Here is a 26,532-nt window from a genome sequence, read left to right as displayed (position 1 = left end):
TGAGGCAGCCTTAAATGATCATCAAGCCGTCTATCACAGATAGGGGGGCATGTCCGCCTATTAAACCACCGACTTGTGATGATTTGGCGGCAGAGGCGCATGGTAGCGTTGCAGCCGTGGTCCGTTGCGTTTGCAGCGCCATAACGAGCCGGCCGGATCGGATGCGCCTCACCTCAGTTTTCATGTGCCTGGCGATGCTTGCCATGCCGGCCGCGGCCGCGGCGCCGCTTCCGGCCCCGCACCAGGTCGAGATCCCCGAAGGCAATCTCACGCTGCACGCGCAGCTCTACCGGCCCGACGGCGACGGCCCGTTCCCGACCGTGATCGCGCTGCATAGCTGCGGCGGTCTCGCCGGCCAATCCGAGCAGGTCGCACCGCGCTATCGCGACTGGGCCGAGCAATTGCTCGCGTCAGGCCATGCGGTGCTGCTGCCGGACAGCTACGGCTCGCGCGAACTTGGCCCGCAGTGCCGCATCCGGGAGCATCAGGTCCAGACCCGCCGCGCGCGGGTCGCCGACATCAATGCCGCACGGCAGTGGCTGGTGCAGCAGAAATGGGTGGCGAAGGGCCGCATCAGCCTGATCGGCTGGGGCAATGGCGCGGCCGCCCTGCTGTGGGCGGTGCGGCCGCAGATGTGGTCGCGCAGTGCCGAGCCGGACTTCCGCTCGGCGGTTGCGTTCTATCCGGATTGCCGCACCTCGTTCGGCCTCGGCTGGAGCGCACGGGTGCCGACGCTGGTGTTGATTGGCGCGCGCGACGATGTCACGTCATCATCGGCCTGCCACCAGATGGTCGAGGCCGCGCATGGCCGCAGCGCGCTGGCGAAGATCGTGGTCTATCCCGATGCCTATCACGACTTCGATCGCGCCAATTTGCCGCTGCACGCGGTCGCGGCCTCCGATGTCGACGTCGCCGAGCGTGGCCATATCGGCACCGACGCGGACGCGCGCAAGGACGCGCAGAAGCAAGTCGCCGAGTGGCTGTCGCGCTAAAGCGGGATGATTTTTGGTTGAATCGGCTTGCCGCAGGTTCGGTTTACCTCTCCCAGGTCGGATTGCGAAGCAATCCGGGTGCGGGCTCTTGCTCTCTCGATAGACCGTAACCCCTCACCCGATTTGCTGCGCAAATCGACCTCTCCCACGGGAGAGGTGAACTCTAGACGCCGATTCAGCTCGACCTAATCCCATCACGCTCTAGAACAAGCTGCCTTGATCGACTGGCTTGGTGACGCGCTTCGGCGCGGCGGGCTTTGCCTCGCGCGGAGGCTTCGGCGTGCTCTCGGTCGCCGCCGGCTGATCGGCGCTGGTGGTGGCGGCGACGCGGCCGTCGGCGAACTCGATCGACAGGCTGGCGTTCGGGCCGACCGCGGCGGCGGAATGCAGCGCGTGTCCCTGCGCGTCGCGCACCAGCGCGAAGCCGCGCGCCAGCACGCCGCGATAGGACAGCGCCGACAGCAGCTGGCTGCGATGGGCGACCCGCGCCTCCAGCCGTTGCAGCGTCGTCAGCAGCGCGCGGCGGGCGCGCTCGGCGAGGCGGTGGGTGCGCTCGAGATCGCGCGCGATCGCATTGCGCTGGGCCTGCGCATTGGCGAGCCTGGAGGCCTTGAGCCGGATCTCGAGCCCATTGAAGCGCTCCCGCCTGCGATGCAGCAGCGCGCGCGCCGACAGCGCGATGCGCTCGCCCGATGCGGTGAGCCGCTGCCTTGCATGCGCGACCTGGCCGCGTAACACGCCGATGGTGAGGCGCGAACTCGAGGCGGCAAAGCGGCGGAAATGCGCGTGCGTGTTGGCCTTCAGCCCGCGCGGCAATCCTGCTGCGAGATGATCGAGCCGTTGCCGCGGGATCGCCAGCAATTCGTTCGCCGCCGGCAGCGCGCGCGCTGCGGCGCGCAGCTCGGTGCGGCGGGCCTCCTGGGCACGCTGCCAGCACACCATGGTGCGGCGGGCGAGCGCGGCAACCTCGACGAACAATTCGCTCCGCACCGGCACCGCCATCTCGGCGGCCGCGGTCGGCGTCGGGGCGCGCTTGTCGGCGACGAAGTCGATCAGCGTGATGTCGGTCTCGTGGCCCACCGCCGAGATCAGCGGGATATCGCTCTCGGCCGCGGCGCGGACCACGATCTCCTCGTTGAACGACCACAAATCCTCCAGTGAGCCGCCGCCGCGCGCGACGATCAGAAGATCCGGCCGCGGAATCCGGCCGCCCTCCGGCAGCGCATTGAAGCCGCGGATCGCGGCCGCGACCTGCTCGGCCGAGCCGTCGCCCTGCACCTTGACCGGCCAGACCAGCACCTTGCGGGGGAAGCGGTCTTCCAGCCGGTGCAGGATGTCGCGGATCACCGCGCCGGTCGGCGAGGTGACGACGCCGATCACCTCGGGCAGCCAGGGCAAGAGCTGCTTGCGGGCCTCGTCGAACAGGCCCTCGGCCGCGAGCTTCTTCTTGCGCTCCTCCATCAGCGCCATCAGCGCGCCAACGCCGGCCGGCTCCAGCGAATCGATGACGATCTGGTATTTCGAGGAGTTCGGGTAGGTGGTCAGCTTGCCGGTGGCGATGACCTCGAGACCCTCCTGCGGCTTGAATCGCATCCGGGCATGGGCAAACTTCCAGATCACCGCCTCGATCTTGGCGCTCTCGTCCTTCAGGGCGAAATAGCAATGGCCGGAGGAGTGGGGGCCGCGGAAGCCTGTGATCTCGCCGCGGACGCGGACATGGCCGAACCGATCCTCCACCGTCCGCTTCAGGGCGGAGGAGAGTTCCGAGACGGTGAATTCGGGTGCGTTGACGAGATTCGGAGCAGCGGTCATCAGACCTATAGAATCGGGGTTTTCGACCACGTGTGCAAGGTCCGGACGCCGCGTTTCCGGCGTCGAATCACATATCCACATCTGATCGAACCGCGTGTTGCCGCGGTCGGGGAGCGTGCTAAACCGGACCAAACGGCGTTACAACCCCTCTAATCGGCGACCCAGATGAACATCCTCCTGCTCGGTTCCGGCGGCCGCGAACATGCGCTGGCGTGGAAGATCGCCGCATCGCCGCTGGTTGAGAAACTGTGGTGCGCGCCGGGCAATGCCGGGATCGCGCGCGAGGCCGAATGCATCGCGCTCGATGTCGCCGACCACGCCGCCGTGATCGAGTTCTGCCGGCGCAATGCGGTCGATCTGGTGGTGGTCGGCCCCGAGACGCCGCTTGCCGCCGGGATCGTCGACGACCTCGCCGCTGGTGGCATCAAGGCGTTCGGGCCGAGCAAGCAGGCCGCGCAGCTCGAGGGCTCGAAGGGCTTCACGAAAGACCTCTGCAGCGAGTTCGACATTCCGACCGGCGCCTATCGCCGCTTCGACAATGCCAGGAACGCGACCGCCTATATCCGCGCCCAGGGGGCGCCGATCGTGGTCAAGGCCGACGGGCTCGCCGCCGGCAAGGGCGTCGTGGTGGCGCAGACGCTGGCCGAAGCGGAAGCCGCCGTTGCGATGATGTTCGAGGGCGCGTTCGGCACGGCCGGCGCCGAGGTCGTGATCGAAGAGTTCTTGTCCGGCCGCGAGATCAGCTTCTTCGCGCTGTGCGACGGCGAGACCGCGATCCCGCTCGCCACCGCGCAGGACCACAAGCGGGTGTTCGATCACGACAAGGGGCCGAACACCGGCGGCATGGGCGCCTACTCGCCGACGCCGTTCGTGACGCCTGAGGTGCACGAGCAGATCATGGCGCGCATCATCCTGCCGACGGTGGCCGGGATGAAGAGCCGCGGCACGCCGTTCAAGGGCGTGCTCTATGCCGGCGTGATGCTGACCGCGCAGGGCCCAAAGCTGTTCGAATACAATGTCCGGTTCGGCGATCCGGAATGTCAGGTGCTGATGCTGCGGATGATGTCCGACATCGTGCCGGCGCTGCTCGCCTCGATCGACGGGCAATTGAAGAATTTCGACCTGCGCTGGTACCCGGACCCGGCGCTGACCGTGGTGATGGCGGCCAAGGGCTATCCTGGCGATTACCTCAAGGGCACGCGGATCGACGGGCTCGATGACGCCGCCACGGTCGAGGGAGTCGAGATCTTCCACGCCGGCACGGTGGCGAAGGATGACGCCATCCTTGCCAACGGAGGCCGCGTGCTGAACGTCTCCGCGATGGGCAAGACGGTCACCGAGGCGCGCGACCGCGCCTATCAGGCGGTCGATCGCATCAAATGGCCCGACGGCTTCTGCCGCCGCGACATCGCCTGGCAGGCGGTGGAAGCGGAGCAGGCTTAGGTGTCATTCCGGACGACGCGCATCGCGCGTCGATCCGGAATCTCGACGTGGTCGGCACGTTCCACCTTACCTCGAGATTCCGGGTTCGGCGCGCTGCGCCGCCCCGGAATGACAGAATGAGTCAGAGCAAATCTCCGCCCGCGGCGCTTGCCGTGGTGCCGTGCTCGCGGAACGCCTTGATGACGTTCTTGCCGATCTTCCATTTGTGCACCTCGTCCGGACCGTCGACCAGCCGCTGCGAGCGCACCTGGGTGTACCATTTCGCCAGCGGCGTATCCTGGCTGAAGCCGAGCGCGCCGTGGAGCTGGATCGCGGTGTCGATCACCTTGTGCACCATGTGGGCGTGGAAGATCTTGGCGATCGAGTTCTCCTGGCGGATGTCGAGGCCTTTCTCGGCCTTGTAGGCGATGTGCAGCAGCATCAGCCGGCCGATATAGAGCTCGCTGGCGCAGTCGGCGAGCATGAACTGCACCGCCTGGCGGTCGGCCAAGAGCTGGCCGAATGTCGAGCGCTTGGTGACATGGGCTGTCGCCATGTCGAGCGCGCGCTGCGCCTTGGCGACGTTGTGCATGCCGTGGCGCAGCCGGCCGTAGGCGAGGCGGTGCTGGCCCATGTTGAAGCCGTTGCCTTCGCCGCCGAGCAGATTGTCCGCCGGCACCTTGAGATCCCTAATCTCGATCTCGGAATGGCCGCCATGGATCACGTCGTCATGCGGGCCCTCGATCGCCATGTTGGCGACGTTGCGCTTGATGCGGTAGCCGGGGTTGGGCAGCTCGACGATGAAGGTCGAATATTGCTTGTGGCGCGGCGCATTCGGATCGGTCTTCGCCATCACCAGCGCGAGGTCGGCGACGCTGGCCGACGAGGAGAACCATTTCTCGCCGTTGAGGATGTAGTTCTCGTTGCCGTCCTTCACCGCCGTGGTCTGCATCCCGGTGGCGTCGGCGCCGGCCGCCTTCTCGGTCATCGAGAAGCAGATCCGCTTGTCGCCGTTCAACAGGGGCTTGAGGAATTTTTCCTTCTGGTACTCGGTGCCGTGCGCCAGGATCGTCATCATCGAGGCGTCGTCCGGCCCCTGCGTGTTCATCGAGAGCGCGCCGAGCATGCTCTCGCCGAGCTCCATCTGCACCAGCGCGTTGGCCAGCGGGCCGAGGCCCATACCGCCATACTCCTTCGGCACGAAGGGGCACCACAGGCCCTGCGCGCGGGCCTTCTTGCGCAGCGGTCCCAGCACCTCCGCAAGCGGCTTGGTGTCGAGTTCCTTTTCCGCCGGAATGCATTCGTCGTGGACGAATTTGCGCACCTTCTCCCGGATCGCCTTGGCCTCGGCGGGAATCTCGAAATCGATCGACATGGCATTTCCTCGTTTCATGTTGTTGTTGGCAGCACCGCAGGATGGCATAAACCGGGCCAGCGGCAACGCCGAACAAAGTTTGAAGCACGGCGTACGCGACCTGGGAGGAGCCACCGATGCCTGATCTCGCTGATCTTTTTCCCGGCTACGCGTCGAAATGGATCAACACCTCGCAGGGCCGCATCTTCGCCCGCGTCGGCGGCAAGGGCCCGCCGCTGCTGTTGCTGCACGGCTTCTCCTCGACGCATGTGATGTGGCACACGGTCGCGCCGAAGCTTGATGACGAGTTCACGCTGATCATTGCCGACCTGCCGGGCTACGGCTGGTCCGACATGCCCGACAGCGACAAGGACCATACGCCCTACACCAAGCGGGCCTGGGCCAAGACCATGATCGAGGCGATGGAGCAGCTCGGCCACGTGCGTTTCGCGCTCGCCGGCCACGACCGCGGCGGCCGGGTGTCGTATCGACTGGCGCTCGATCATCCCGGCCGGTTGTCGAAGCTCGCGGTGCTTGATATCGCGCCGACCTATGATTACTGGCAAAAGCTCAATCGCCTGTCAGCGCTGAAGATCTACCACTGGGCGTTCCTGGCGCAGCCTTATCCGCTGCCGGAGACGCTGATCTCCAACAATGGCGAATTCTTCCTCAAGGAGAAGATGGCGAGCCAGACCCGGACCAAGACGCTGGAGGCGATCGATCCGCGCGCGCTCGCGCACTACCTGGCGCCGTTCCGCGATCCCGCCCGCATCCACGCGATGTGCGAGGACTACCGCGCCGGCGCCTATGCCGATTACGAGATCGACAAGGCCGATGTCGACGCCGGCAGGAAGATCACGATCCCGATGCTGGCGCTGTGGGGAGATGCCGGGGTTGCCAGCGCGGCAACCACGCCGCTCGACACCTGGAAGACTTGGGCCACCAATGTCAGCGGCGCGCCGGTGCCATCAGGGCATTTCCTGCCCGAGGAGGCGCCCGACGCGACCGCAAAGCTGCTGCGGGAGTTTTTCCTGGCGGGGTGACTCCGTTCCATCACCGTCATCCTGAGGAGCGCGTCTTTGCGCGTCTCGAAGGATGCACGGCCCGGCTCGTGGCCGTCGATCCTTCGAGACGCTGCTTCGCGGCTCCTCAGGATGACGGGACCAGCACCATGAAGTTTCGTAGCCCGGATGGAGCGAAGCGCAATCCGGGACCTCCTGCCGTGGAAAGATTCCAGGATTTCGCTTTCGCTCCGTCCGGGCTACGGTCTCGTCACCGCCGCTCTCTGAAAAATTCGCGCAGCAGGCGCGCCGCCTCGCTCTCACCCACCGCGCCGTAGATCTCCGGCACGTGGTGGCAGGTCGGCTGGGCGAAGAACCGCACGCCGGACTCGACCGCGCCGCCCTTGGAGTCGGCGGCGCCGTAATACAGCCTCCGGATGCGGGCAAAGGAGATCGCGCCGGCGCACATGGTGCAGGGCTCCAGCGTGACATAGAGGTCGCAATCGACCAGCCGTTCGGTGCCGATGGCCTCAGCCGCCTGCCGGATCGCCAGGATTTCGGCATGCGCGGTGGGGTCGCGGTCGGTCAGCGTCCGGTTGCCGGCGGTGGCGATCACCTTGTAGCCCCGCACAATGACGCATCCGATCGGAACTTCGCCCGATTTTCCGGCATTTTCGGCCGTTTTCAGCGCCAAATCCATGAAAGAAGGGGCCGACATGCCTCGTATCATCGGAAGAAACCTGCTAGTAGCGTCGCCTTCAGCAAAAGTGGATGCCGGTTTTGCGTCAAACGCTGCCACGAGGGCGCGTACGGCCCGGTGACCCTTGCAACCCCAATCGAACGTCCAGTGAGAACATTCATGCCCCGCGACAGCGACAAAAACAACGATTCCCGCGGCCGGCGTGATCGGCCGGGCGGCGGCAAGGGCCGCTCCGGCGCCGCCCGCGGACCCGACAAGAAATTCGCCAAGCGCGACTTTGGCGGCAATGACTTCGCCGGCAAGGGCGAGAGTGAGAAGCGTCCGTATCGCGGCGCTCGCGAAGACCGTCCGCCGCGCCGCGATTTCGGCGACAAGCCCCGGTTCAGCCGTGACGATCGGCCTCGCGGCGATCGGCCGTTCCGCGATCGGCCGGCGCGTGACGGCGATGGCGAGCGGCGTCCGTTCAAGCCGCGGGGCGAGCGCCGCGATTTCGAGGCGGGCGATCGTCCGCAGCGCGGCGAGCGCGGGGGCTTGCGTTCGGAGGGCCGGTCGTCCGACCGCAAGTTCGGTGACAAGCGCTCCTATGGCGATCGCGAGAAGCGTCCCTACGCGCCGCGCGGTGAGCGCGCCGAGCGCAAGTTCGACGACCGGAAGTTTTCGCGCGGCGATCGCGACAAGGGTTCGTTCCGCGACAAGGGCGAGGGCCGCCCGTTCCGCCGCCGCGAGGAGGGCGATGCACCGCGCCGCGATTTCGGCGATCGGCCGCGTTTCAAGCGCGACCGCGACTTCGAAGGCCGCGACCGCAGCGACGAGAAGCCGTGGCAAAGGCGGGATCGCAAACCGCGCGAGGATCGTGGCGGTGACGAGCGTCCGCGCTTTTCGCGGTCGCGCGACGACCGTGGCGGCGGCGAACGTCCGCGGTTCTCCAGGTCCCGCGACGATCGTGAGCAGGGTGATCGGCCGAAGTTCAGCCGGCCGCGCTGGGATCGCGATGAAGATAGCGGCGATCGCCGCGACAATCGCCGCCGCGAGCGTCCCGAAGGCCGCACTGATTGGCAGGAGCATCCGCGCAGCGAAGGCCGCTTCTCCGATCGGCCGCGCCGCGACAATGAGGACGACAGCAGGATCTTTGCCAAGCGCCCGGCCTTCGGCGGCCGCGGCGCCTACCGCGAGCGGTCCACTGACGAACGCCGCGAGCGTCCCGAGCCGAAGCCGAAGAAATCGGGCGAGCGCATCGCCAAGGTATTGGCGCGCGCCGGCCTCGCTTCGCGCCGCGATGCCGAGGAGATCGTCACGCAGGGGCGCGTCACCGTCAACGGACGCGTGATCAACTCGCCGGCGCTCGATATCACCGACAATGACGTCGTGGCGGTCGACGGCAAGCCGTTGCCGCCGCGCGAGCGGACCCGGCTGTTCCTGTATCACAAGCCGCGCGGGCTGATGACGACGCATGCCGATCCCGAGGGACGGCCGACCGTGTTCGACAATCTGCCCGAGGGCTTGCCGCGGCTGATCTCGATCGGCCGGCTCGATTTCAACACCGAAGGCCTGTTGCTGCTGACCAATGACGGCGGTCTGGCGCGGACGCTTGAGCATCCCGACACCGGATGGCTGCGGCGCTACCGCGTGCGTGCGCATGGCGAGGTGACGCAGGCCCAGCTCGACCAGCTCAAGGACGGCGTCGAGGTCGACGGCGTCAAATACGGGCCGATCGATGCCACGCTGGAGCGCGACCAGAGCTCCAACGTCTGGGTTGTGTTCGCGATCCGCGAGGGCAAGAACCGCGAGGTGCGCAATGTGATGGCGCATCTCGGGCTCGAGGTGAACCGCCTGATCCGGATCTCCTACGGCCCGTTCCAGCTCGCCGAGCTCGAGGAGGGCAAGGTCGAGGAGGTCAAGACCCGGGTGCTGCGCGAGCAGCTCGGCGAGAAGATCGCCAAGATCGCAGGCGCGGACTTCACGCGGCCGGAGCAGCGTGACGCCGCCGACGATGCGCCCGCCAAGAAGCCCAAGGCCAAGCGCGAGACCATCAACGACCGCAAGGGCCGCCGCGTGCTGGTGCAGCGCACCGGCAGCGACGAGGCGCGCGCCCGCAATGAGGACGAGGCCAACGGCTACGGCCCGCCGCGCCGTCCCAAGCGCGGCTATCACGGCAAGCGCGATCTCAAGCCGCGGGACGAGTGACGGTCGATGCGCGTCGTCGGGGGCAGGCTGAAGGGCCGCAATCTCGCATCGCCCTCGGGCCGCGAGATCAGGCCGACCGCGGACCGCCTGCGCGAGTCCGTGTTCAATATCCTCGTGCACGCCTACGACAATCCGATCGAGGACGCGCGCGTGCTCGATCTGTTTGCCGGCACCGGCGCACTCGGCATCGAGGCGGCCTCGCGCGGCGCCAGGTTCACGCTGTTCGTCGACAATGGCGCCGAAGCGCGGGCGCTGCTGCGCAACAATGTCGAGTCGCTCGGCCTCGGCGGCACCACCAAGGTCTATCGCCGCGACGCCACCGATCTCGGACCGGCGCATCCGGTCGAGCCGTTCTCGCTGGTGTTTCTCGATCCGCCCTATGGCAAGGGCCTCGCCGAGAAGGCGCTCGCCTCGCTGCGCGACGGCGGCTGGCTCGTGCCGGGCGCACTGCTCGTAGTGGAAGAAGCGAAAGCCGCTTCGTTCGCTGCGCCCGAGGGCTTCGAGGAGCTCGAGCGGCGCGCCTATGACGACACGGAGTTTGTGTTCTTGCGCAAAGCGTAACGTTGCCGCTTGTTATGCCGTCATCACCCGCGAAAGCGGGTGATCCAGTACGCCGAGGCCTCTCGACTGAGCATGATCGCCGCGGCGTACTGGATCGCCCGGTCGAGCCGGGCGATGACAGCGGAGTATGCAAACTTACCGCCGCCCGAACAGCTTCTCGATATCGCTCAGCTTCAGCTCGACATAGGTCGGGCGGCCGTGGTTGCACTGGCCGGAGTTCGGGGTGTCTTCCATCTCGCGCAGCAGCGCGTTCATCTCTTCCGGCTTGAGGCGTCTGCCGGCGCGGACCGAGCCGTGGCAGGCCATGGTGGCGGCGACATGCATCAGCCGGCGCTCCAGCGGCAACGCCTCGTCCCATTCGGCCATGTGCTCGGCGAGGTCGCGCAACAGGCCTGCCGCATTGGCCTTGCCGAGCAGCGAGGGCGTCTCGCGCACCGCGATCGCGCCGGGGCCAAAGGATTCGATCGCAAGCCCGAACGAGGCCAGCTCTTCGGCACGGTCGAGCAGCTTTTCGACGGTTGCCTCATCGAGCTCGACGATCTCGGGGATCAGCAGGATCTGCCGTTGCACGCCGTTCTTCGCCAGTGAGGCCTTCAGTCTCTCATAGACAATGCGCTCATGCGCGGCGTGCTGGTCCACCACGATGAGGCCGTCGCGGGTCTGCGAGACGATGTAGGTCTCGTGGATCTGGGTGCGCGCGGCGCCGAGCGGTCGGTCGAGCAGATCGGGCGCGGGCGCGGCCTCGAAGCGGACATCGGCGGTCGGCGCGCCGACGTCGAAGGCGGCCTGTCCAGGCTCGGCGAAGGCGGCTGCGGCCGCGCCCTCGAAGCCGCGCATCGGACCAGCCGGATAGGACGGCGAAGCGCGCCAGTCCCAATTGCCCGGACGCGGCGGAGTGAAGGCGGGGCGGAAGGCTGAGAGCGTCGCGCCGTCGGCGGTGTTGGCCGCGGTACGCCGGCCCTCGCGCGCGAGGCCCTCCTTGAGCGCGTGCACGATCAGCGCGCGCACCAGGCCGGCATTGCGGAAGCGCACCTCGGTCTTGGCCGGATGCACATTGGCGTCGACCTCTTGCGGATCGCAGGTCACGAACAGCGCCACCACGGGATGGCGGTCGCGCGGCAGATAGTCGGAATAGGCCGCGCGCACCGCGCCGAGGATCAGCTTGTCGCGCACCGGGCGGCCGTTGACGAACAGATATTGCCCGAGCGCATTGGCGCGGGTCAGCGACGGCGCGGCGGCGAAGCCCTCGACCACGACGCCCTCGCGTTCGGCGCGCACCTCGATCGCGGAGCTACGAAAGTCCGCGCCGAGGATATCGCCGAGCCGGGTCAGCCGGCCGGCCGCGCCGGGCAGGGCGGCGGCCCAAGTCAGCGGCGCGCGCTCTTCGCCGGCCAGTGTGAAAGCGATGTCGGGACGCGCCATGCCGAGGCGCCGTACCACCTCGCGGATCGCCTCCGCCTCGGTGCGGTCGGTCTTGAGGAATTTCAGCCGCGCCGGCGTGGCGTAGAACAGTTCGTTGACCTCGACGCGGGTGCCCTGGCCGAGCGCCGCCGGCATGATCTCCGACTTCTCGCCGCCCTCGACCGACAGCGACCAGGCATGCGGCTCGCTGGCATGCCGCGTGGTGATGCCGAGTTTTGCCACTGCGCCGATCGACGGCAGCGCCTCGCCGCGGAACCCGAGGGTGCGGATGCGCAGCAGGTTTTCGTCGTCGAGCTTGGAGGTGGCGTGGCGGTCGACCGCGAGCGCAAGGTCCGATCGCGTCATGCCGCCGCCATCGTCGGTGATGCCGATCCGGCGCCTTCCGCCGCCATCGGTGAAGACGTCGATCCGGCTGGCGCCGGCGTCGATCGCGTTCTCGACCAGCTCCTTGACCACGCTCGCGGGACGTTCGACCACCTCGCCGGCGGCGATGCGGTTGACGAGCTGTTCGGGAAGCTGGCGGACAGGCATGGCGTGCGTGATCGGACGGGGATTCGAGGGTCGGCGTCATTCTAGTCGGCCCGATCGCCAAATGCATGGGGCAGCCCGGTCATGGCTGCCTTTAACTGGGGATGGAGCCGGCCTATGGTCTTGAAGACGCTCACCTTCGCGTGTGTGCCGGCTATGTCCTACGTGGCGATTGTGGGGCCCCCCGCGCGGGTATATCGTTTAGAAAAATTATAATTCGATGGGGAGGATAGCCATGTGCCATTTGTTCGCGCACCAGCCGCAGCGCAATTATGAATCGCAGACCCGGTCGCTGCGGATCGGCGGCCATTGCACCTCGATCCGGCTGGAGATGTCGTTCTGGGACACGCTGGAGGAGATCGCGGCGAAAGAGCGGATGAGCGTCGCCAAGTTCGTCACCACCCTTTATGGCGAGGTCCTCGACCACCATGGCGAAGTCAACAATTTCGCATCGCTGTTGCGGTGCTGCTGCCTGATCTATCGCTCGCAGAGCACGGCTTCGGTTCCCGCATTCGAGGGCCAGCCCATCCTCGACGCCGCCGAATAGGCTTTCGGATTCATCGCGCAAAAAAATGCGGCCTTGTCCCGAGGACAAAGGCCGCTTCAGTTTGAGGGACCTAGATCTCCTTGCGCTGCATCGCGCCGGCGATGTGGTCGGCTTGCCGGATCGCCAGCGACACGATGGTCAGCGTCGGGTTGCACGCCGCGCCTGATGTGAACTGGCTGCCGTCGGAGACGAACAGGTTCTTGATGTCGTGGCTCTGGCCGAACTTGTTGACCACGCCGTCGCGCGGCTTCTCGCTCATCCGGTTGGTGCCCATGTTGTGGGTCGAGGGATAGGGCGGCGTCGGATAGGTCACGGTGGCGCCGACCGCTTCATAAACCGCGGAGCCCTGCTTGTAGGCGTGATCGCGCATCGCGATGTCGTTCGGATGATCGTCGAAATGCACGCTGGCGACCGGCATGCCGAACTTGTCCTTGATGGTCGGATCCAGCGTGACGCGGTTGGTCTCCTGCGGCATGTCCTCGCCGACCAACCACATGCCGGCCATCCGCGGATAGCCTTCCATCGCGCTGGTGAAGCTGCGGCCCCAGGCGCCGGGATTGAGGAACGCCGCCATGAAGGGCAGGCCGAGCGACAGCGTCTCCATCTCGTAGCCGCCGACGAATCCGCGCTTCGGGTTGTTGGCGGCCTCGTCGCGGATGATGCCGGCCATCGTGGTGCCGCGATACATGTGCACCGATTTCTCGAAACTGGCATACACGCTGCCGGTCATGTGCCGCATGTAGTTGCGGCCGACCTGGCCGGATGAATTGGCGAGGCCATCCGGGAACATGCTGGAGGCGCTGTTGAGCAGCAGCCGCGGGCTCTCGATCGAGTTGCCGGCGACTGCGACCACGCGCGCCTTCTGCCGCTGCATGGCGCCGGTCTCGTCGGCGTAGACCACGCCGGTGACCTTGCCGGACTGGTCGTGCTCGATCTTGATCACCATGCTGCCGGGGCGCACTTCGAGATTGCCGGTGGCTTCGCCCTTCGGAATCTCGGTGTAGAGCGTCGACCATTTGGCGCCCGACTTGCAGCCCTGGAAGCAGAAGCCGATCTGCTGGCAGGAGCCGCGGCCGTCGCGCGGCTCGCTGTTGATCGCCATCCGCCCGGTGTGCACCTCCTTGTAGCCGAGCTTCTTGGCGCCGGCTTCCAGCACCTTGAAATTGTTGTTGCCGGGCAGTCCGGGAATGCCGTTGGTGCGGGTGACGCCCATCTTGTTCTCGGCCTTGGCGTACCATGGCTCCATCTCGGCGAGCGTGATCGGCCAGTCGATCAAATTGGCGCCGGGGATGTTGCCATAGGCCGACTTGATCTTGAACTCGTGCTCGTCGAAGCGCAGCGAGGCGCCGGCCCAGTGCACGGTGGAGCCGCCGACCGCCTTGACGATCCAGGCCGGAATGTTCGGGAAGTCCTTGTGGACGCGCCAGCTTCCGGACGTCGTGCGCATGTCCGACCAGGCGAGTTGGCCGAAGCTGTCCCATTCATCGTTGATGAAATCCTGGTTCTCGATGCGTGGCCCGGCTTCCAGGATCACGACCTTGACGCCCTTCTGCGCCAGTTCGTTGCCGAGCGTTCCGCCGCCGGCACCGGAGCCGACGATCACGACAACGCCGCTGTCATTCAGATCGAATTTTGCCATTGTACCCTCCCCTCAAGCCTTCGGCAGCCAGTCGATGTCGGCGAAGCCGCGCTTGATGTAGCCGCCATGCTCGGCGGAGGAGCCCTCGTAGCCGAACCGCGGCCACACCTCCTTGTTGTTGTAGAGCGAGGCGATGAGATCGCCGCGGATCTTCTGGAAGAACGCGCTCTCCTCGATCCGTTGCAGCAGTGCGACGCGATCGTTTTCCCAGGCGACCTGCACGTAAGGCATCTTATGGCGATCGTTGGCTTCCTGATCGAGCCGCGCGACGCCGTCATTGATCAGCGATTTGACGGCCGGATCCTTCGCCGCCTTGTCATCCCACGGCTTGACCGCGGTGATGTAGTAACTGTCGCCGAGGAAATCGTGCGGATAGATATCGCGCGCCATCTTCAGCAAGGTCTTCATCGTCGCCGGCGTCAGCGTGCCGGCTTCGTCAGCCCACGCATCGGTGATGCCGAGCCCGGTCGATGTCGCGATCGCGACCGCGGGTGCGGTTGCGGCCGCGCCCTTGAGAAAGACACGCCGGTCATATTTGCTGCGTCGATCGATTTCTCTCATTGGTTTCCTCCATAGACATTTTTTGTAATTGGATTAGCCAAACCGCCCGCCGCGCTGGATCACCTCGATCTTGTAGCCGTCGGGATCGGAGACGAAGAAGAAGCGCGCCAGCGTCTTGCCGTCATGCTTGAAGTCGCGCAGCGGCCCGGGCGACAGTTTCTCCTGTTCGAAGCGCGCGTGCTCGGCATCGACGTCGTCGACGATGACGGCGAGATGGCCGTAGCCGTCGCCGAGCGTGTAGGGCTCCTTGCGATCGAAATTGACCGTGAGCTCGACCTCGAATGGCGAGGACGGATGCCGCAAATAGATCAGCGCGAAATCGCCAAAGCGCAGATTGTCCGCGATCTCGAGGCCGAACGCACGATGGTAGAAGTCGAGCGCCCTGGCCTCGTCGAACACGCGGATCATCGAATGCACGGGCTTTGCCATTCAGTTCAATTCCTTCAGATAGGCGATGATCATGGCGCGGGTTTCCGGCTTGGCCTGCCGATAGGCCATCACGGCGCCCGGGATCACATCCTGCGGATTGGTCAGCCAGGCAATCGAGCCTGGCGTCGTCCCAGACGAAATCGGCCTTGGCGAAGCCGGCGGAATATTTGAAACCGTCGGCCTGGCCGGCATGGCGGCCGACGATCTTGAAGAGCGAAGGTCCTTGCCGGACGGGGTCCATTGCGTTCGTGGTGTGGCAGGTCGCGCATTGCTGCTTGAACAGCGTCGCGCCATCGGGCGGCTTGGCGGCGGGCAGGGGCATCTGGGCGCTCGCGATTTGCACTGCAAGCATTGCGCTGCAAAATCCCGGCGCCCAAAATCCCAGCGCAAACGTCCAGCTTGCCCGCAGCTTTGTCATATACATCACCGCCTCTGTGCGGCGACTGTAGGGGGCTGAAATCCGCCGTTGGTAGTAGCGGGCTGTTTCACAGCAGAACAAAGCTGGGCGATGTTCTGGCGCGGAACCGGTGGTTGCCGCATATGCGGACGACAAATCCGCAAAATGACCGCGAAATCCCTGCACGATCACCACACGACGCAGTTTGCATTGCGTGTGCGCCGTTTGCGGAAATTCAGTCTCGCGCGATGGGGTTTAGGGTCGGCGCTGCAAACGGCGCACATCCGCGCCGCTCCGTCCATCGTCAATCAAAGTCCAGGAGAAATGGATGACGTTTGCAAAAACCAGCGTGCTCGCCCTTGCCATCTCGGCCGTGATGGTCGGCCCCGTCCTGGCACAGGGAACGGCCACCCCGAATACCCAGCTTCGCGGCGGTGCAGCGGGCAGCGGCACCATCCAGCAGGGCGGCGGCATGTCCGGCAGCGGCGATGAGGAGATGGCGGCGCAGCCGACCTCGCCGAGCCAGAAGAGCGGCACCAGCGCCAAGTCGGGCAGCAAGGGAACGGTCGGCAGCAGCAGCGGCCACGCGACGTCACCGAAGTCCGGCAGTTCCGAGACGGCGCCGGGAGCGAAGAAGTACTAGTCTGGACCGCGACCAGTGCATACCGGATGCAGCGCCGCACGCGCGCTGCATCCGAAGGTCTAGATCATGATGCGTTTCCACGGAATCGCATATGATCTTATCTCTTTGTTTGAGCATGATCTCCGCGCAAACGCCTTTGGCGTTTGTCGCGAGGAAAAACCGGTTTCCATTTTTCCGGATCATGCTCTAATCGTCGAAACGGCGGGTGCCGCGGCCGGCCTTGATGTCGCTGCGGCGCTTCTTGCCGTCGAGCCGGCGTTGCTTGGAGCCGAGCGTCGGCCTGGTCGGCCGCCGCGGTGTCGGCCGCACCATCGCCTCCTTCAGCATCTCGAGCAGCCGCTCGATCGCGTCTGCCCGATTGCGTTCCTGGGTGCGAAACCGGAACGCCTGGATCACGATCACGCCGTCCTTGGTCATACGGCTGCCGGCGAGCCGCGCCAGCCGCTGCGCCGCGTCCGGCGGCAGCGCGATCTTTGTCGTGTCGAAGCGCAGCTGTGCGGCGGTCGAGACCTTGTTGACATTCTGCCCGCCCGGGCCGGAGGCGCGGACGAACACAATCTCGATGTCGTTCTCGTCGATCGTAAGGTCGCGGGACACCCGCAGCATGACGTCACCCGGTGGAGGGAAGAATCGGCAGGCCGCAGGATAGCGGGTTTGTGCTGGGCGTGCTTGGGGTGCGTGGATGCAGGGATGGTTACGTTAGCGGTCGAAGTGTGCGGCTTACCCCTCTCCCCAACCCTCCCCCCTTGCGGGGAAGGGTTGGGGAGAGGGGTGGCCACAACGGTGGTGTGAAGAAGTGGCGCGCCGAGAGCGCGTTAGTTGGCTGCCTTCGGCGGCGCCGACACAGGTTGCGCGGCGGCTTGCGGGGCGCGGCCGACGATCACGGTGAGCAAGCCATCGCCCCAGAGCTTCCTGGAGACCCGCTTGACGTCGTCGAGCGTCACCGCATCGACGATGGCGCTGCGCTTCTCGATGTAGTCGATCGGCAACTTGTCGAGCTGGTACTGCAGCATCGCCTGCGCCAGCTTCGAGGAGGTGTCGAGCGCCAGCATCTGCGAACCCTTCAGATACGACTTCGCCTCGTCGAGCTCCTGCTGCGTCGGGCCTTGCTCCGCGATCCGGCGAACCTCCGCATCGATCGCATCGACGGTCTCGCCGGCGCGGTCGGCGCGGGTGCCGGTGTTGCCGATGAACAGCGCGGAGTGGTCCATCCAGACCAGCGTTTCATAGACCGAATAGGCCAGCCCGCGCTTCTCGCGGACTTCCTTGTAGAGCCGCGACGACAGCCCGCCGCCGCCGAGAATGTGGTTCACCACATAGGCCGCCATGAAGTCCGGGTCGTGCCTGGCGATGCCGGGGCCGCCGAAGGTGACGACGGTCTGCGGCACGTCGAGCGGGACAAAGGCGCGCTGCGGCGGCTTGGTCGCCACCACGGCGGCAACCGGCGTCAATTCGGCCTTCGCCGGCAGGCTGCCGAAGGTCTTGTCCAACAGCTTGCCGAGCGTATCGGGATCGACGTCGCCGACCACGGCGACGCGCAGCGTGTCCCTGGCGATGATGCGGCTGGTATAGTCCTTCAGGTCCGATATCCCGATGGTCGGCACGCTCTCGAGCGTGCCGGTGGCCGCCCGAGCATACGGATGATCGCCGAAGGCGAGCTCGAGGAACTTGCGGCCGGCCAGCGAGGACGGATTGGTCGATTCGCGGCGCAGGTTCGAGATCACCTGGGCGCGGATCCGCTCGACGTCCTTTGGCTCGAAGTGCGGCGAGGTCAGCGCCATCCGCAGCAGGTCGTAGGCTTCGTCCTTGTTGTCCTTGAGCATGCGCAGCGAGCCGCGGAATTGATCGCGGTTCGACTGGAAGCTGAGCTCGATGGCGCGGCGCTCGAGCCGCTCATGATAGGTCTTGGAATCGAGATCGCCGGAGCCCTCGTCGAGCAGGTCGGCGACCAGATTGCCGACGCCGGACTTGCCGGCCGGATCCTGGCTGGCGCCGCCGCTGAAGGAATACTCCATCGCGATCAGCGGCACGGTCGCGTCCTGCACGAACCACGCCTCGACGCCGCCGGGCGACACCAGCCGCTGGATCTTGGCCGCGGCCTGCGACGGTGCCGATGTCAGCGCCAGCAGCGCGGCGCTGGCGCCGCCGATCAGCGCCGCACGGCGGGTGATTGAATAGGTCACGAGCGCTTCTCCTCGCGTTTCGGCGCAGTATCCTTGATCAGATAGCCGGTCACCGACCGCTTCTTGTCGAGCCAGGTGGCGGCAGCAGCGCGCACCTGATCGGCGGTGACGGCGCGAATCCGGTCCGGCCAGTTCCTGATGTCGTCGATGCTGAGCCCGGTGGTCAGCGCGCCGCCATACCAGCGCGCCAGCGTCGCCTGGTTGTCCTGGGCATAGATCGCTTCCGCAATGAGCTGGGTCTTGACCCGTTCGAGATCCTCGGCGCGTGGGGGGTTCTGCGCCAGGTCGGCGATCACCTTGTCGACCGCGTCCTCGATCTGGGCGAACTCGACGCCGGGCTTCGGCGTCACCGAGATCGAGAATTGCGACGGATCGACCGCGGTGCCCTGGTAGCCGGCGCCGGTCGAGATCGCGAGGCCCTTGTCGATCACCAGCGCGCGATAGAGGTAGGAATTGGCGCCGCCGCCCATCAACTGTGCGAGCACATCGAGCGCCTGGCTCTCGCCCGACGCCGCCGTCGTCGCCGACGGCACCAGGTAATAGCGGCGCAGGCCCGGCTGCTCGACGCGCGGATCCGACAGCGTTACGGTGCGCGGCGCGGCCGGTGTCGGCTCCTGCGGCCGGACGCGCTTCTCGGCAATCGCTTTCTGCGCCGGGATCGGGCCGAAATTCTTCTCGACCAGCGGGCGGATATCCTTGACGTCGACGTCGCCGGCGATGACCAGGATCGCGTTGTTCGGCGCATAGAAGCGCCGGTAGAAGGCGAGCGCATCCTCGCGGTCGAGCTTCTCGATTTCCTGGTGCCAGCCGATCACCGGCCGGCCGTAGGGATGGTTGAGATAGAGCGCGGCCATGATCTGCTCGGTGAGCCGCGCATCCGGGTTGTTGGCAACCCGCATGTTGTATTCTTCGAGCACGACGTCGCGCTCGGGCAGCACATTCTCGTCCTTGAGGATCAGGCCGGTCATGCGGTCGGCCTCGAACTCCATCATGGTCGGCAGCTGCTCGCGCGGCACGCGCTGGAAGTAGCCGGTGTAGTCGACGGAGGTGAAGGCGTTCTCGTTGCCGCCGACGCGCAGCACGGTCTGCGAGAACTCGCCGGCCGGGTGCTTCGACGTGCCCTTGAACATCAGATGCTCGAGGAAATGCGCCAGCCCCGACTTGCCCGGCGTCTCGTCGGCGGAGCCGACCTTGTACCAGATCATCTGCGTCACGACAGGCGTGCGGTGATCGGGGATCACCACGACCTGCAGGCCGTTGTCGAGCGTAAAGCTGGCGGGACGTTCCGAGGTGACGGTGGTCTGGGCGCGGAGGCTGGCACCCGACAGCGGGATGGTTGAAACAAATGCGGCGGCGAACAGGGCAATCGATCGGCGAGAGCGCATCATGATCCTTGTGAAAGCCCGGTCACACGGCCGGGGCGAAAGCAAGCCATCGTACACGGTCGTGCCCGTGCCCGCTGTCACGAAGCGGAGAAAGCCGCGTCCCTTCGCATTAAGCTTTGCTCATGTCAGGCTCCGCCGAGGCGGGCCACGCCATCACTGGAGCGGCTTTCCGGTCATGACGTCGTATTGGCCTTCCTGCGACTTCGGCAGCATCGGTCCGGTGCCATAGGCGAAGCCCGACGACGGTGTCTGATAGCCGGGCGGCGGTTCGGTCAGGGATTCGCGGGTCGGCTCGCCCTTGAACGGCTTGGACTCGCTGCTGTTGCCCTTGAACATGCCGAGCAGGCCGCCGGTGTAGCCGAGCTGGTTCGGCATCAGCGACGGATTGGTGTTGGCGCCGGGCTCGAGCGGCTCCTTGCGGCCTTCGGTCGCCGTCTGCTGCTTGCGGCCGGCCTCGATCTCGGCCGGCGTCAACGCCACCGCCGACTGCCACGGCTCCTTCTTGACTTCCTTCTTGCGCGCGGCAATCGCAGCCTTGCGCGCGGCGATATCGGGGTCCTTCGGCCAGTTCGGCGCGTTGACCTGGGCGGTCGAGGCGGGCGGCGGCAAATCGAGCTTCGGGGGCACCACCAGCGGCGAGCGCTCGCGGTAGTCGATGCCCTTGCTGGCCGCGCTCTTGGCGCCGAGCCCGGTCATCAGATTGTCGACGATCCGCTCTTCGAAGGTCAGTCCGTCATCGCCGTCATCGTCATCATCGCCGGCGCGCACCGGGCCTGCCGTCATGACCAGGCCGATCCCGGCCGCAACGAACGCCAGGCGCAGGCCGCGCATCAGCGGCAGGCGGGACGTCTCGATCAGGTAACCGCGGGTTTTGGTGTTGCGCATCGCGCTCTTCCCATCTCAAAATTCGCCAAGGCGATCACTGGCTTAGCGCGCAGTTCCGCTGGGTGCAGGTCAACCGCCGATCGGCTCGTATCGGCCGGGATCAGGGCGCTTTTACGGCGGGGGTCCCCATCACGGAATCATACAATAGGGCTGTCACACCGGCAACGATCGCTACGTCGGCGAGGTTGAAGATGTACCAATTAAAGGTTTTTCCGGCGATCTCGACATGAAACAGGGCAAAATCGACCACCGCGCCATAGGCGAAGCGGTCGATGCCGTTGCCGATGGCGCCGCCGATGATCAGGCCGAGCGAAACTGTCGCAAGCCAGGTGCGCGACCGCGCCATCCAGATCGCCAGCGCGATCACGGCGGCGGCCTTGATCACCATCAGCAGGATCTGGGCGGTTGGGGTCTCGCTCTGGAACCAGCCAAAGCTGATGCCGGGATTCCAGGCCAGCACCAGGTCGAAGAACGGCGTCACCCGCACCGGGGCGTGACGCCCGATATCGAGGACATGGAGCAGCCAGAACTTGGAGGCCTGGTCGGCGATCAAGGTCATGACCGCCGCCAGCGCGCCGGCGCGAACCGGAGGGGTCATCGGAGCCCAACCAAAGGTGTCGTCCCGGCCGAGTGCGCCGTTGCGCACGGAGCCGGGACCCATACGCCGTGTCGGGTATTGTTTGAATGACTCGGGGTCATCAACCTCAGTCCATTTGAGACAGCGGTGGTTATGGGTCCCGGCCCCGTGCGCAATTGCGCACTAGGCCGGGACGACGGCTAGGCCGTAACCCCCAGCGCCTTCCATTCGCGCAGCGCTTGCGCGTCGCGCGGCGAGACGTCGGGATATTCGGGGTCCTCGCCGACCGTGGGGAGGATCTTCCACGATCGCGCGCATTTGGTGCCGACCGCCTTCTCGACCACGACCGCGACGCCGGGCACCGCATCGAGGCGGAAGGCGCCGGCCGGGGCCTCGCCCTCGCGCACCTCGTAGTTCGAGGTGATGCAGACCTCGGCGAGGTCGATGTCGAACAGCGTGGCCAGCATCGCCCGGTCGGCGACGTAGATCACCGGCGAGGCCTCGAGCGAGGAGCCGATCCGCTTGGCGGCGCGTTCGAGCTCGAGCGCGCCGGTGACGACGCGGCGGACGTTGCGGATGGTCTCCCATTTCGCGGCGAGGGCGTCGTCGCGGAATTGCTCGAGACCCTCGGGGAACAGCGTGAGATGGATCGAAGGCTCGGCGTTCGGCCGGTACATCCGCCAGGCTTCGTCTGACGTGAAGCTCAGGATCGGCGCCAGCCATTTCAGGATCGCGTCGCACAAGAGGTCGATCGTGGTCAGCGCCGCCTTGCGCGCCACCGAGGACGGCGGGTCGCAATACAGCGTGTCCTTGCGGATATCGAAGTAGAACGCCGACAGCTCGGAGTTCATGAAGGCGGCGAGGCTTGCGACCACGGTCTTGTAGTCGAACGCGGCGTAGGCCTGACGGATGGTCTCGGCATGGCCGGCCAGTTCGTGCAGCATCAGCCGCTCGAGCTCGGGCATCTCGGCAGAGCCGACCTTCTCGCTCGGCTTGAAATGATGCAGCGTGCCGAGCATCCAGCGGATCGAATTGCGCAGCTTGCGGTAGGTCTCGATGGTGTTCTTCAGGATCTCCGGACCGATGCGCTGGTCGTCGGCATAGTCGGTGGCGCAGACCCACAGGCGCAGGATATCCGCGCCGGAATCCTTGATCACCTTCTGCGGCTCGACCGTGTTGCCGAGCGATTTCGACATCTTGCGGCCGTTCTCGTCGAGCGTGAAGCCGTGGGTCAGCACGATGTCATACGGCGCGCGGCCGCGGGTGCCGGCGCTTTCCAGCAGCGACGAGTGGAACCAGCCGCGATGCTGGTCACTTCCTTCCAGATACATCACGGTGTCGTCGCCGCCATCGATCTTGCGGACGATGTTGCCGAGCGTCGGGAAGTGCTGGCGGTCCTCCAGCACGAAGGCGTGCGTGGAGCCGGAATCGAACCAGACGTCGCAGATGTCGTCGACCTTCTTCCAGTTCTCCGATGCGCGGCTGCCGAGGAAGCGCTCGCGGGCGCCATCCATGTACCAGGCGTCGGCGCCTTCCTCCATGAACGCTTCGCTGATGCGCTGGTTGACGACCTCGTCCTGCAGGATCTCGGCCGAGCCGTCGGCATTCTCGCGCACGAACACGGCGATCGGCACGCCCCAGGCGCGCTGCCGCGAGATCACCCAGTCCGGCCGGTTGGCGATCATGCCGTTGATGCGGTTCTCGCCGGCCGGCGGCACCCATTGCGTGACCGAGATCGCGTGCAGCGCGCGGGCGCGCAGCGTGTCGCCCTTCCTGGCATGGCCGTTTTCCGCGATGGGTTTATCCATCGCAATGAACCATTGCGGCGTGTTGCGGAAGATGACCGGCTTCTTGGAGCGCCAGGAATGCGGATATTGGTGCTTGAGACGGCCGCGCGCCAAGAGCTTGCCGGCCTCGACCAGCGCCTTGATCACGGCCTCGTTGGCGTCGCCCTTCTCGCCCTTGTCGTTGAGCACGCGCTTGCCCGTGAAGCCCGGCGCCTGTGCGGTGTAGGCGCCGTTCTCGTCGACCGTATAGGGGATCGCGGTCGGGATGCCGCGCGCATCGAGCTCGCGGGTGTTGGCCGTCCAGACGTCGAAGTCCTCGCGGCCGTGGCTCGGCGCGGTGTGCACGAAGCCGGTGCCGGTGTCGTCGGTGACGTGCTCGCCAGACAGCAGCGGCACGGTGAATTCGTAGCCGCCGCCAAAGCCCTTCAACGGATGGGCGCATTCCACCGCGTCCAGCGTGTCGCCCGGAATATCGCGCACCTTCTCGTAGGAGGTGACGCGCGCCTGCTTGAACACCTCCGCGGCGAGCGCATCGGCGAGGATCAGGAGATCGCCGGTCTTGGCCCAATTGTCCGCCGGCGCGTCCGTCACCTTGTAGAGGCCGTAGGCGATCTTCGGCGAGAACGAGATCGCGCGGTTGCCGGGCAGCGTCCACGGCGTGGTGGTCCAGATCACGACCGAGGCATTGGCGAGCGCGCCATGCGCCGGCGAGGTGACCGGGAATTTCACCCACACCATGTCGGAGGTGTAGTCCTCGTATTCGACCTCGGCTTCGGCGAGCGCGGTCTTCTCGACCACGCTCCACATCACCGGCTTGGAGCCGCGATACAGCGTGCCGTTGGCGGCGAACTTCATCAGTTCGCGGGCGATCTGCGCCTCGGCCGGATAGCTCATCGTCAGGTAGGGATGGGCCCAGTCGCCGATGATGCCGAGCCGCTTGAACTCCTCGCGCTGCACATTGATCCAGTGCGTCGCATAGGCGCGGCATTCCCTGCGGAACGCGACCATCGCGGCGGAATCGCGGAAGTCGGGCTTCTGCTTGCCCTTGGAGCGGTAGTTCTCCTCCTCGATCTTCCATTCGATCGGCAGGCCGTGGCAGTCCCAGCCCGGCACGTAGTTGGAATCGAAGCCGAGCATCTGCTGGCTCTTGGTCACGACGTCCTTGAGGATCTTGTTCAGCGCGTGCCCGATATGGATGTTGCCATTGGCGTAGGGCGGGCCGTCATGCAGCACGAATTTGGCGCGGCCCTCGGCTTCCCGGCGCAGCCTGTCGTAGAGGCCGATGTCGTTCCAGTATTTCAGGATTTCCGGCTCGCGCTGGGGCAGGCCGGCGCGCATCGGGAATTCCGTCTGCGGCAGGTAAAGGGTCTTGGAATAGTCGTTGGCGTCGGTCTTTTGCGGCTTGTCGGACATGAAAGCTCTGATTTGGCAGGTGCGGGCGCGGATACGCGATCAATCGCGGGTGAAAACGGCGAAAGTCCCGGTCTTGCGCCGAGCCTTCAGGCTCAGGCGGAAGCCGGGCCGCTAATCGGTATGATGCGCCGCGAAAACATGGGGTTTCCATAGCAGCCGAGCGGGGAAATCGCAAAGCCCCCGGTGGCCCGGCTGCCCTTTCCGCGGGACCGTCCAAGAGCGGGATGAAGCCAGATTGAATCGGTTTCACCGCGGGTTCGGTGCACCTCTCCCTTGGGAGAGGTCGATTTGCGCGGCAAATCGGGTGAGGGTTGACGGTCTATCGAGAGAACGAGAGCCCTCACCCGGCGCTACGCGCCGACCTCTCCCCGGCTGGGAGAGGTGAAACGAGCTTGTGGCAGGCAGATTCATCCCAAACTCATTGTGATCTATCGGCGCGCCGCCGGGCCGGATTTCCGGCGACGATCGCGCCGGGGGCGACGTCCCGGGTCACCACGCTGCCGGCCCCGACCAGGGCGCCGTCGCCGATCGTGACGCCGGGCAGGATGATGGCACCGCCGCCGATCCAGACGTCGCTGCCGATCCGGATCGGGCGGCCGAATTCGAGGCCCGCGCGCCGGGTTTCGGCATCGCGCGGGTGGTCGGCGGTATAGATCTGCACCGCGGGCCCGATCTGGGTGCGATCGCCGATCGCGACCGCGACGACGTCGAGGATCACGCAGTTGAAGTTGAGGAACACGCCGTCGCCGAGGCTGATATTCGTGCCGTAGTCGCAGAAGAACGGCGGGCGGATCACGGCGTCCCTGCCGACCGCGGCGAAGCGCTCCGAGAGCAGTGCGTGCAGCTCGGCCGCCGAACATGCGCCCGACGCATTGTAGCGGGCCATCCAGCGTTCCGCCGCGCTATGGTCGGCGGCGAGCTCCGCATCCGGGCGATACAGTTCGCCCGCCAGCATTTTCTCTTTCTCTGTCTTCAACCAATCGCTCCGAGCTGCGGGAACGCGTCCGGCGCGGCGGCCAGCAGCGCGCGCGCCTTGGCGCTGTCGTCATCCATCTGGCGTATCAACGCCTCGATGGTGTCGAATTTCAGCTCCTCGCGAATGAAACCGATGAATGCGACATCAAGGACCGTGTCGTAGAGATCGCCCTTGAAGTCGAACAGGAACACTTCGAGCAGCGGCGCGCCATTGTCGAAGGTCGGGCGGCGCCCGAAGCTTGCGACGCCGTCGAACCGCGCCTTGTCGTTACCCTGCGCCTTGCCGACCCGCACCGCATAGATGCCGTGCTTCAGGCCGCAATGCTTGTCGAGGCGGATGTTGGCTGTGGGATAGCCGAGGTCGCGGCCGCGCTTCTCGCCATGGATCACCTTGCCGGTGACGAACCACGGTCCGCCCAGCATCGTGGTGGCATCGGTGACCTGTCCTTCGGCGAGCGCCATGCGGATGGCGCTGGAGGAGACCGGGCGCTCCTCGATGTCGACATGGGCCTGCACGTCGACCTCGATGCCGAGCCGCGGCGCTTCGCTGACCAGCAGGCTCGGCGAGCCGACACGGCCCTTGCCGAAATGGAAGTCGTAGCCGACGGCAATGCCGCTGATGCCGAGCCGGCCGATCAGGTCATGGTGAATGAAATCCTGCGCCGAGGTCCCGGCGCGCGCCTTGTCGAAGGTCATGACCACGGCGCCGGCGAGCCCGGTGGCCGCGAGCAGACGCAGCTTGTTGGTCTCATCCGTGAGACGGAATTGCGGGGTGTTCGGGCTGAAGAAGCTGCGCGGATGCGGCTCGAAGGTGACCGCGAGCGCGGGCACGCCGCGCGCTCTGCCCATCGCCAGCGCCGCGCCGATCACGGCGCGGTGACCGAGATGGACGCCATCGAAATTTCCCATCGCGACCACGGCACCCTTCGGAATGGCGCTTTCGGGCGTGGTGTCGCGGATAACGGTAAAGCCGGTGCTCATGTCAGGTGTTCTTCAAGGATTCTTAAGCATGATTGGTGCGCGGCGGACCGTGACGCGGCGGCGGCGTGGAAGTCAAGGCTAACGAAAATCGCGTCAAATCCGTAACAATCCGGATTCAGCCGGTTAACGCGCTGTTTAACGCCTGCTGTTAGTC

At 66.0% G+C, this 26,532-nt stretch carries 22 protein-coding genes and 1 pseudogene; 7 read left to right on the top strand and 16 right to left on the bottom strand.

Features of this window, described 5'->3' with window-relative positions; all coding sequences use genetic code 11:
* The first annotated feature begins 161 nt into the window (after positions 1-161).
* Complete coding sequence (locus ACVIW0_RS32325; RefSeq protein ID WP_461356036.1) at positions 162-992, top strand: dienelactone hydrolase family protein; 831 nt, start codon at positions 162-164, stop codon at positions 990-992.
* Positions 993-1,193: 201 nt separating this feature from the next.
* Here ACVIW0_RS32325 and xseA read toward each other — a convergent pair whose 3' ends face one another.
* On the bottom strand, positions 1,194-2,804 hold the full coding sequence (xseA, locus tag ACVIW0_RS32320; protein WP_461356035.1) for an exodeoxyribonuclease VII large subunit: 1,611 nt from the start codon (positions 2,802-2,804) through the stop codon (positions 1,194-1,196).
* 165 nt (positions 2,805-2,969) lie between these two features.
* Here xseA and purD point away from each other — a divergent pair, with 165 nt between their 5' ends.
* Positions 2,970-4,247 carry a phosphoribosylamine--glycine ligase gene (purD, locus tag ACVIW0_RS32315; protein ID WP_461356034.1) on the top strand — a complete coding sequence of 426 codons (1,278 nt, stop codon included), beginning with the start codon at positions 2,970-2,972 and terminating at the stop codon, positions 4,245-4,247.
* Positions 4,248-4,368: 121 nt separating this feature from the next.
* On the opposite strand, the gene ACVIW0_RS32310 is transcribed toward purD, so the two are convergent.
* Positions 4,369-5,601 (bottom strand): acyl-CoA dehydrogenase family protein, encoded by a 1,233-nt coding sequence (locus ACVIW0_RS32310; RefSeq protein WP_461356033.1) that lies wholly within the window; start codon positions 5,599-5,601, stop codon positions 4,369-4,371.
* 116 nt (positions 5,602-5,717) lie between these two features.
* On the opposite strand from ACVIW0_RS32310, the gene ACVIW0_RS32305 reads away from it, so the two are divergent.
* Positions 5,718-6,623 carry an alpha/beta fold hydrolase gene (locus ACVIW0_RS32305; protein ID WP_461356032.1) on the top strand — a complete coding sequence of 302 codons (906 nt, stop codon included), beginning with the start codon at positions 5,718-5,720 and terminating at the stop codon, positions 6,621-6,623.
* 229 nt (positions 6,624-6,852) lie between these two features.
* On the opposite strand, the gene ACVIW0_RS32300 is transcribed toward ACVIW0_RS32305, so the two are convergent.
* Positions 6,853-7,299, bottom strand: coding sequence for a nucleoside deaminase (locus ACVIW0_RS32300; protein ID WP_461356031.1), 447 nt, complete (start codon positions 7,297-7,299; stop codon positions 6,853-6,855).
* 141 nt (positions 7,300-7,440) lie between these two features.
* Here ACVIW0_RS32300 and ACVIW0_RS32295 point away from each other — a divergent pair, with 141 nt between their 5' ends.
* On the top strand, positions 7,441-9,465 hold the full coding sequence (locus ACVIW0_RS32295) for a pseudouridine synthase (RefSeq protein WP_461356030.1): 2,025 nt from the start codon (positions 7,441-7,443) through the stop codon (positions 9,463-9,465).
* A gap of 6 nt (positions 9,466-9,471) precedes the next feature.
* On the top strand, positions 9,472-10,026 hold the full coding sequence (gene rsmD, locus ACVIW0_RS32290) for a 16S rRNA (guanine(966)-N(2))-methyltransferase RsmD (protein ID WP_461356029.1): 555 nt from the start codon (positions 9,472-9,474) through the stop codon (positions 10,024-10,026).
* 135 nt (positions 10,027-10,161) lie between these two features.
* Here rsmD and mutL read toward each other — a convergent pair whose 3' ends face one another.
* Positions 10,162-11,979 carry a DNA mismatch repair endonuclease MutL gene (gene mutL / locus ACVIW0_RS32285; protein WP_461356028.1) on the bottom strand — a complete coding sequence of 606 codons (1,818 nt, stop codon included), beginning with the start codon at positions 11,977-11,979 and terminating at the stop codon, positions 10,162-10,164.
* A gap of 232 nt (positions 11,980-12,211) precedes the next feature.
* Here mutL and ACVIW0_RS32280 point away from each other — a divergent pair, with 232 nt between their 5' ends.
* Positions 12,212-12,523 (top strand): ribbon-helix-helix domain-containing protein, encoded by a 312-nt coding sequence (locus tag ACVIW0_RS32280; protein WP_461356027.1) that lies wholly within the window; start codon positions 12,212-12,214, stop codon positions 12,521-12,523.
* Positions 12,524-12,593: 70 nt separating this feature from the next.
* Here ACVIW0_RS32280 and ACVIW0_RS32275 read toward each other — a convergent pair whose 3' ends face one another.
* From ACVIW0_RS32275 to ACVIW0_RS32260, 4 genes and pseudogenes are all read right to left on the bottom strand, one after another.
* Positions 12,594-14,162 carry a GMC family oxidoreductase gene (locus tag ACVIW0_RS32275; RefSeq protein WP_461356026.1) on the bottom strand — a complete coding sequence of 523 codons (1,569 nt, stop codon included), beginning with the start codon at positions 14,160-14,162 and terminating at the stop codon, positions 12,594-12,596.
* Positions 14,163-14,174: 12 nt separating this feature from the next.
* Complete coding sequence (locus tag ACVIW0_RS32270; RefSeq protein ID WP_456796717.1) at positions 14,175-14,723, bottom strand: gluconate 2-dehydrogenase subunit 3 family protein; 549 nt, start codon at positions 14,721-14,723, stop codon at positions 14,175-14,177.
* 33 nt (positions 14,724-14,756) lie between these two features.
* Positions 14,757-15,152 (bottom strand): VOC family protein, encoded by a 396-nt coding sequence (locus ACVIW0_RS32265; RefSeq protein ID WP_461356025.1) that lies wholly within the window; start codon positions 15,150-15,152, stop codon positions 14,757-14,759.
* Positions 15,153-15,474: pseudogene (locus ACVIW0_RS32260) on the bottom strand (c-type cytochrome).
* A gap of 403 nt (positions 15,475-15,877) precedes the next feature.
* Between ACVIW0_RS32260 and ACVIW0_RS32255 the strand changes: the two are divergent.
* Entirely contained in the window at positions 15,878-16,192 is a 315-nt protein-coding gene (locus ACVIW0_RS32255; protein WP_461356024.1) for a hypothetical protein, read from the top strand.
* A 186-nt stretch (positions 16,193-16,378) separates the two neighbouring features.
* On the opposite strand, the gene arfB is transcribed toward ACVIW0_RS32255, so the two are convergent.
* From arfB to ACVIW0_RS32215, 8 genes are all read right to left on the bottom strand, one after another.
* Positions 16,379-16,798 carry an alternative ribosome rescue aminoacyl-tRNA hydrolase ArfB gene (arfB, locus tag ACVIW0_RS32250; protein WP_461356023.1) on the bottom strand — a complete coding sequence of 140 codons (420 nt, stop codon included), beginning with the start codon at positions 16,796-16,798 and terminating at the stop codon, positions 16,379-16,381.
* A gap of 209 nt (positions 16,799-17,007) precedes the next feature.
* Positions 17,008-18,375 carry a M16 family metallopeptidase gene (locus ACVIW0_RS32245; RefSeq protein WP_461356022.1) on the bottom strand — a complete coding sequence of 456 codons (1,368 nt, stop codon included), beginning with the start codon at positions 18,373-18,375 and terminating at the stop codon, positions 17,008-17,010.
* Complete coding sequence (locus tag ACVIW0_RS32240; RefSeq protein WP_461356021.1) at positions 18,372-19,760, bottom strand: M16 family metallopeptidase; 1,389 nt, start codon at positions 19,758-19,760, stop codon at positions 18,372-18,374. The genes ACVIW0_RS32245 and ACVIW0_RS32240 overlap by 4 nt, the downstream gene beginning before the upstream one ends.
* A gap of 153 nt (positions 19,761-19,913) precedes the next feature.
* A complete protein-coding gene (locus ACVIW0_RS32235) occupies positions 19,914-20,645 on the bottom strand; it encodes a hypothetical protein (protein WP_461356020.1) in 732 nt (243 codons plus the stop codon).
* A 100-nt stretch (positions 20,646-20,745) separates the two neighbouring features.
* Positions 20,746-21,243 carry a signal peptidase II gene (gene lspA / locus ACVIW0_RS32230; RefSeq protein WP_461356019.1) on the bottom strand — a complete coding sequence of 166 codons (498 nt, stop codon included), beginning with the start codon at positions 21,241-21,243 and terminating at the stop codon, positions 20,746-20,748.
* Positions 21,244-21,422: 179 nt separating this feature from the next.
* Positions 21,423-24,422, bottom strand: coding sequence for an isoleucine--tRNA ligase (ileS, locus tag ACVIW0_RS32225; RefSeq protein WP_461356018.1), 3,000 nt, complete (start codon positions 24,420-24,422; stop codon positions 21,423-21,425).
* A 418-nt stretch (positions 24,423-24,840) separates the two neighbouring features.
* Positions 24,841-25,377: a sugar O-acetyltransferase gene (locus ACVIW0_RS32220; protein ID WP_461357488.1), complete on the bottom strand. Its 537-nt coding sequence runs from the start codon at positions 25,375-25,377 to the stop codon at positions 24,841-24,843.
* Between the two features lie 17 nt (positions 25,378-25,394).
* Positions 25,395-26,378 (bottom strand): bifunctional riboflavin kinase/FAD synthetase, encoded by a 984-nt coding sequence (locus ACVIW0_RS32215; protein ID WP_461356017.1) that lies wholly within the window; start codon positions 26,376-26,378, stop codon positions 25,395-25,397.
* Positions 26,379-26,532: the final 154 nt, after the last annotated feature.

The sequence above is a fragment of the Bradyrhizobium sp. USDA 4454 genome (assembly GCF_054822705.1).
Note: the sequence above shows the minus strand (reverse complement) of the source record. Positions and strands in the feature narration are given on the sequence as shown.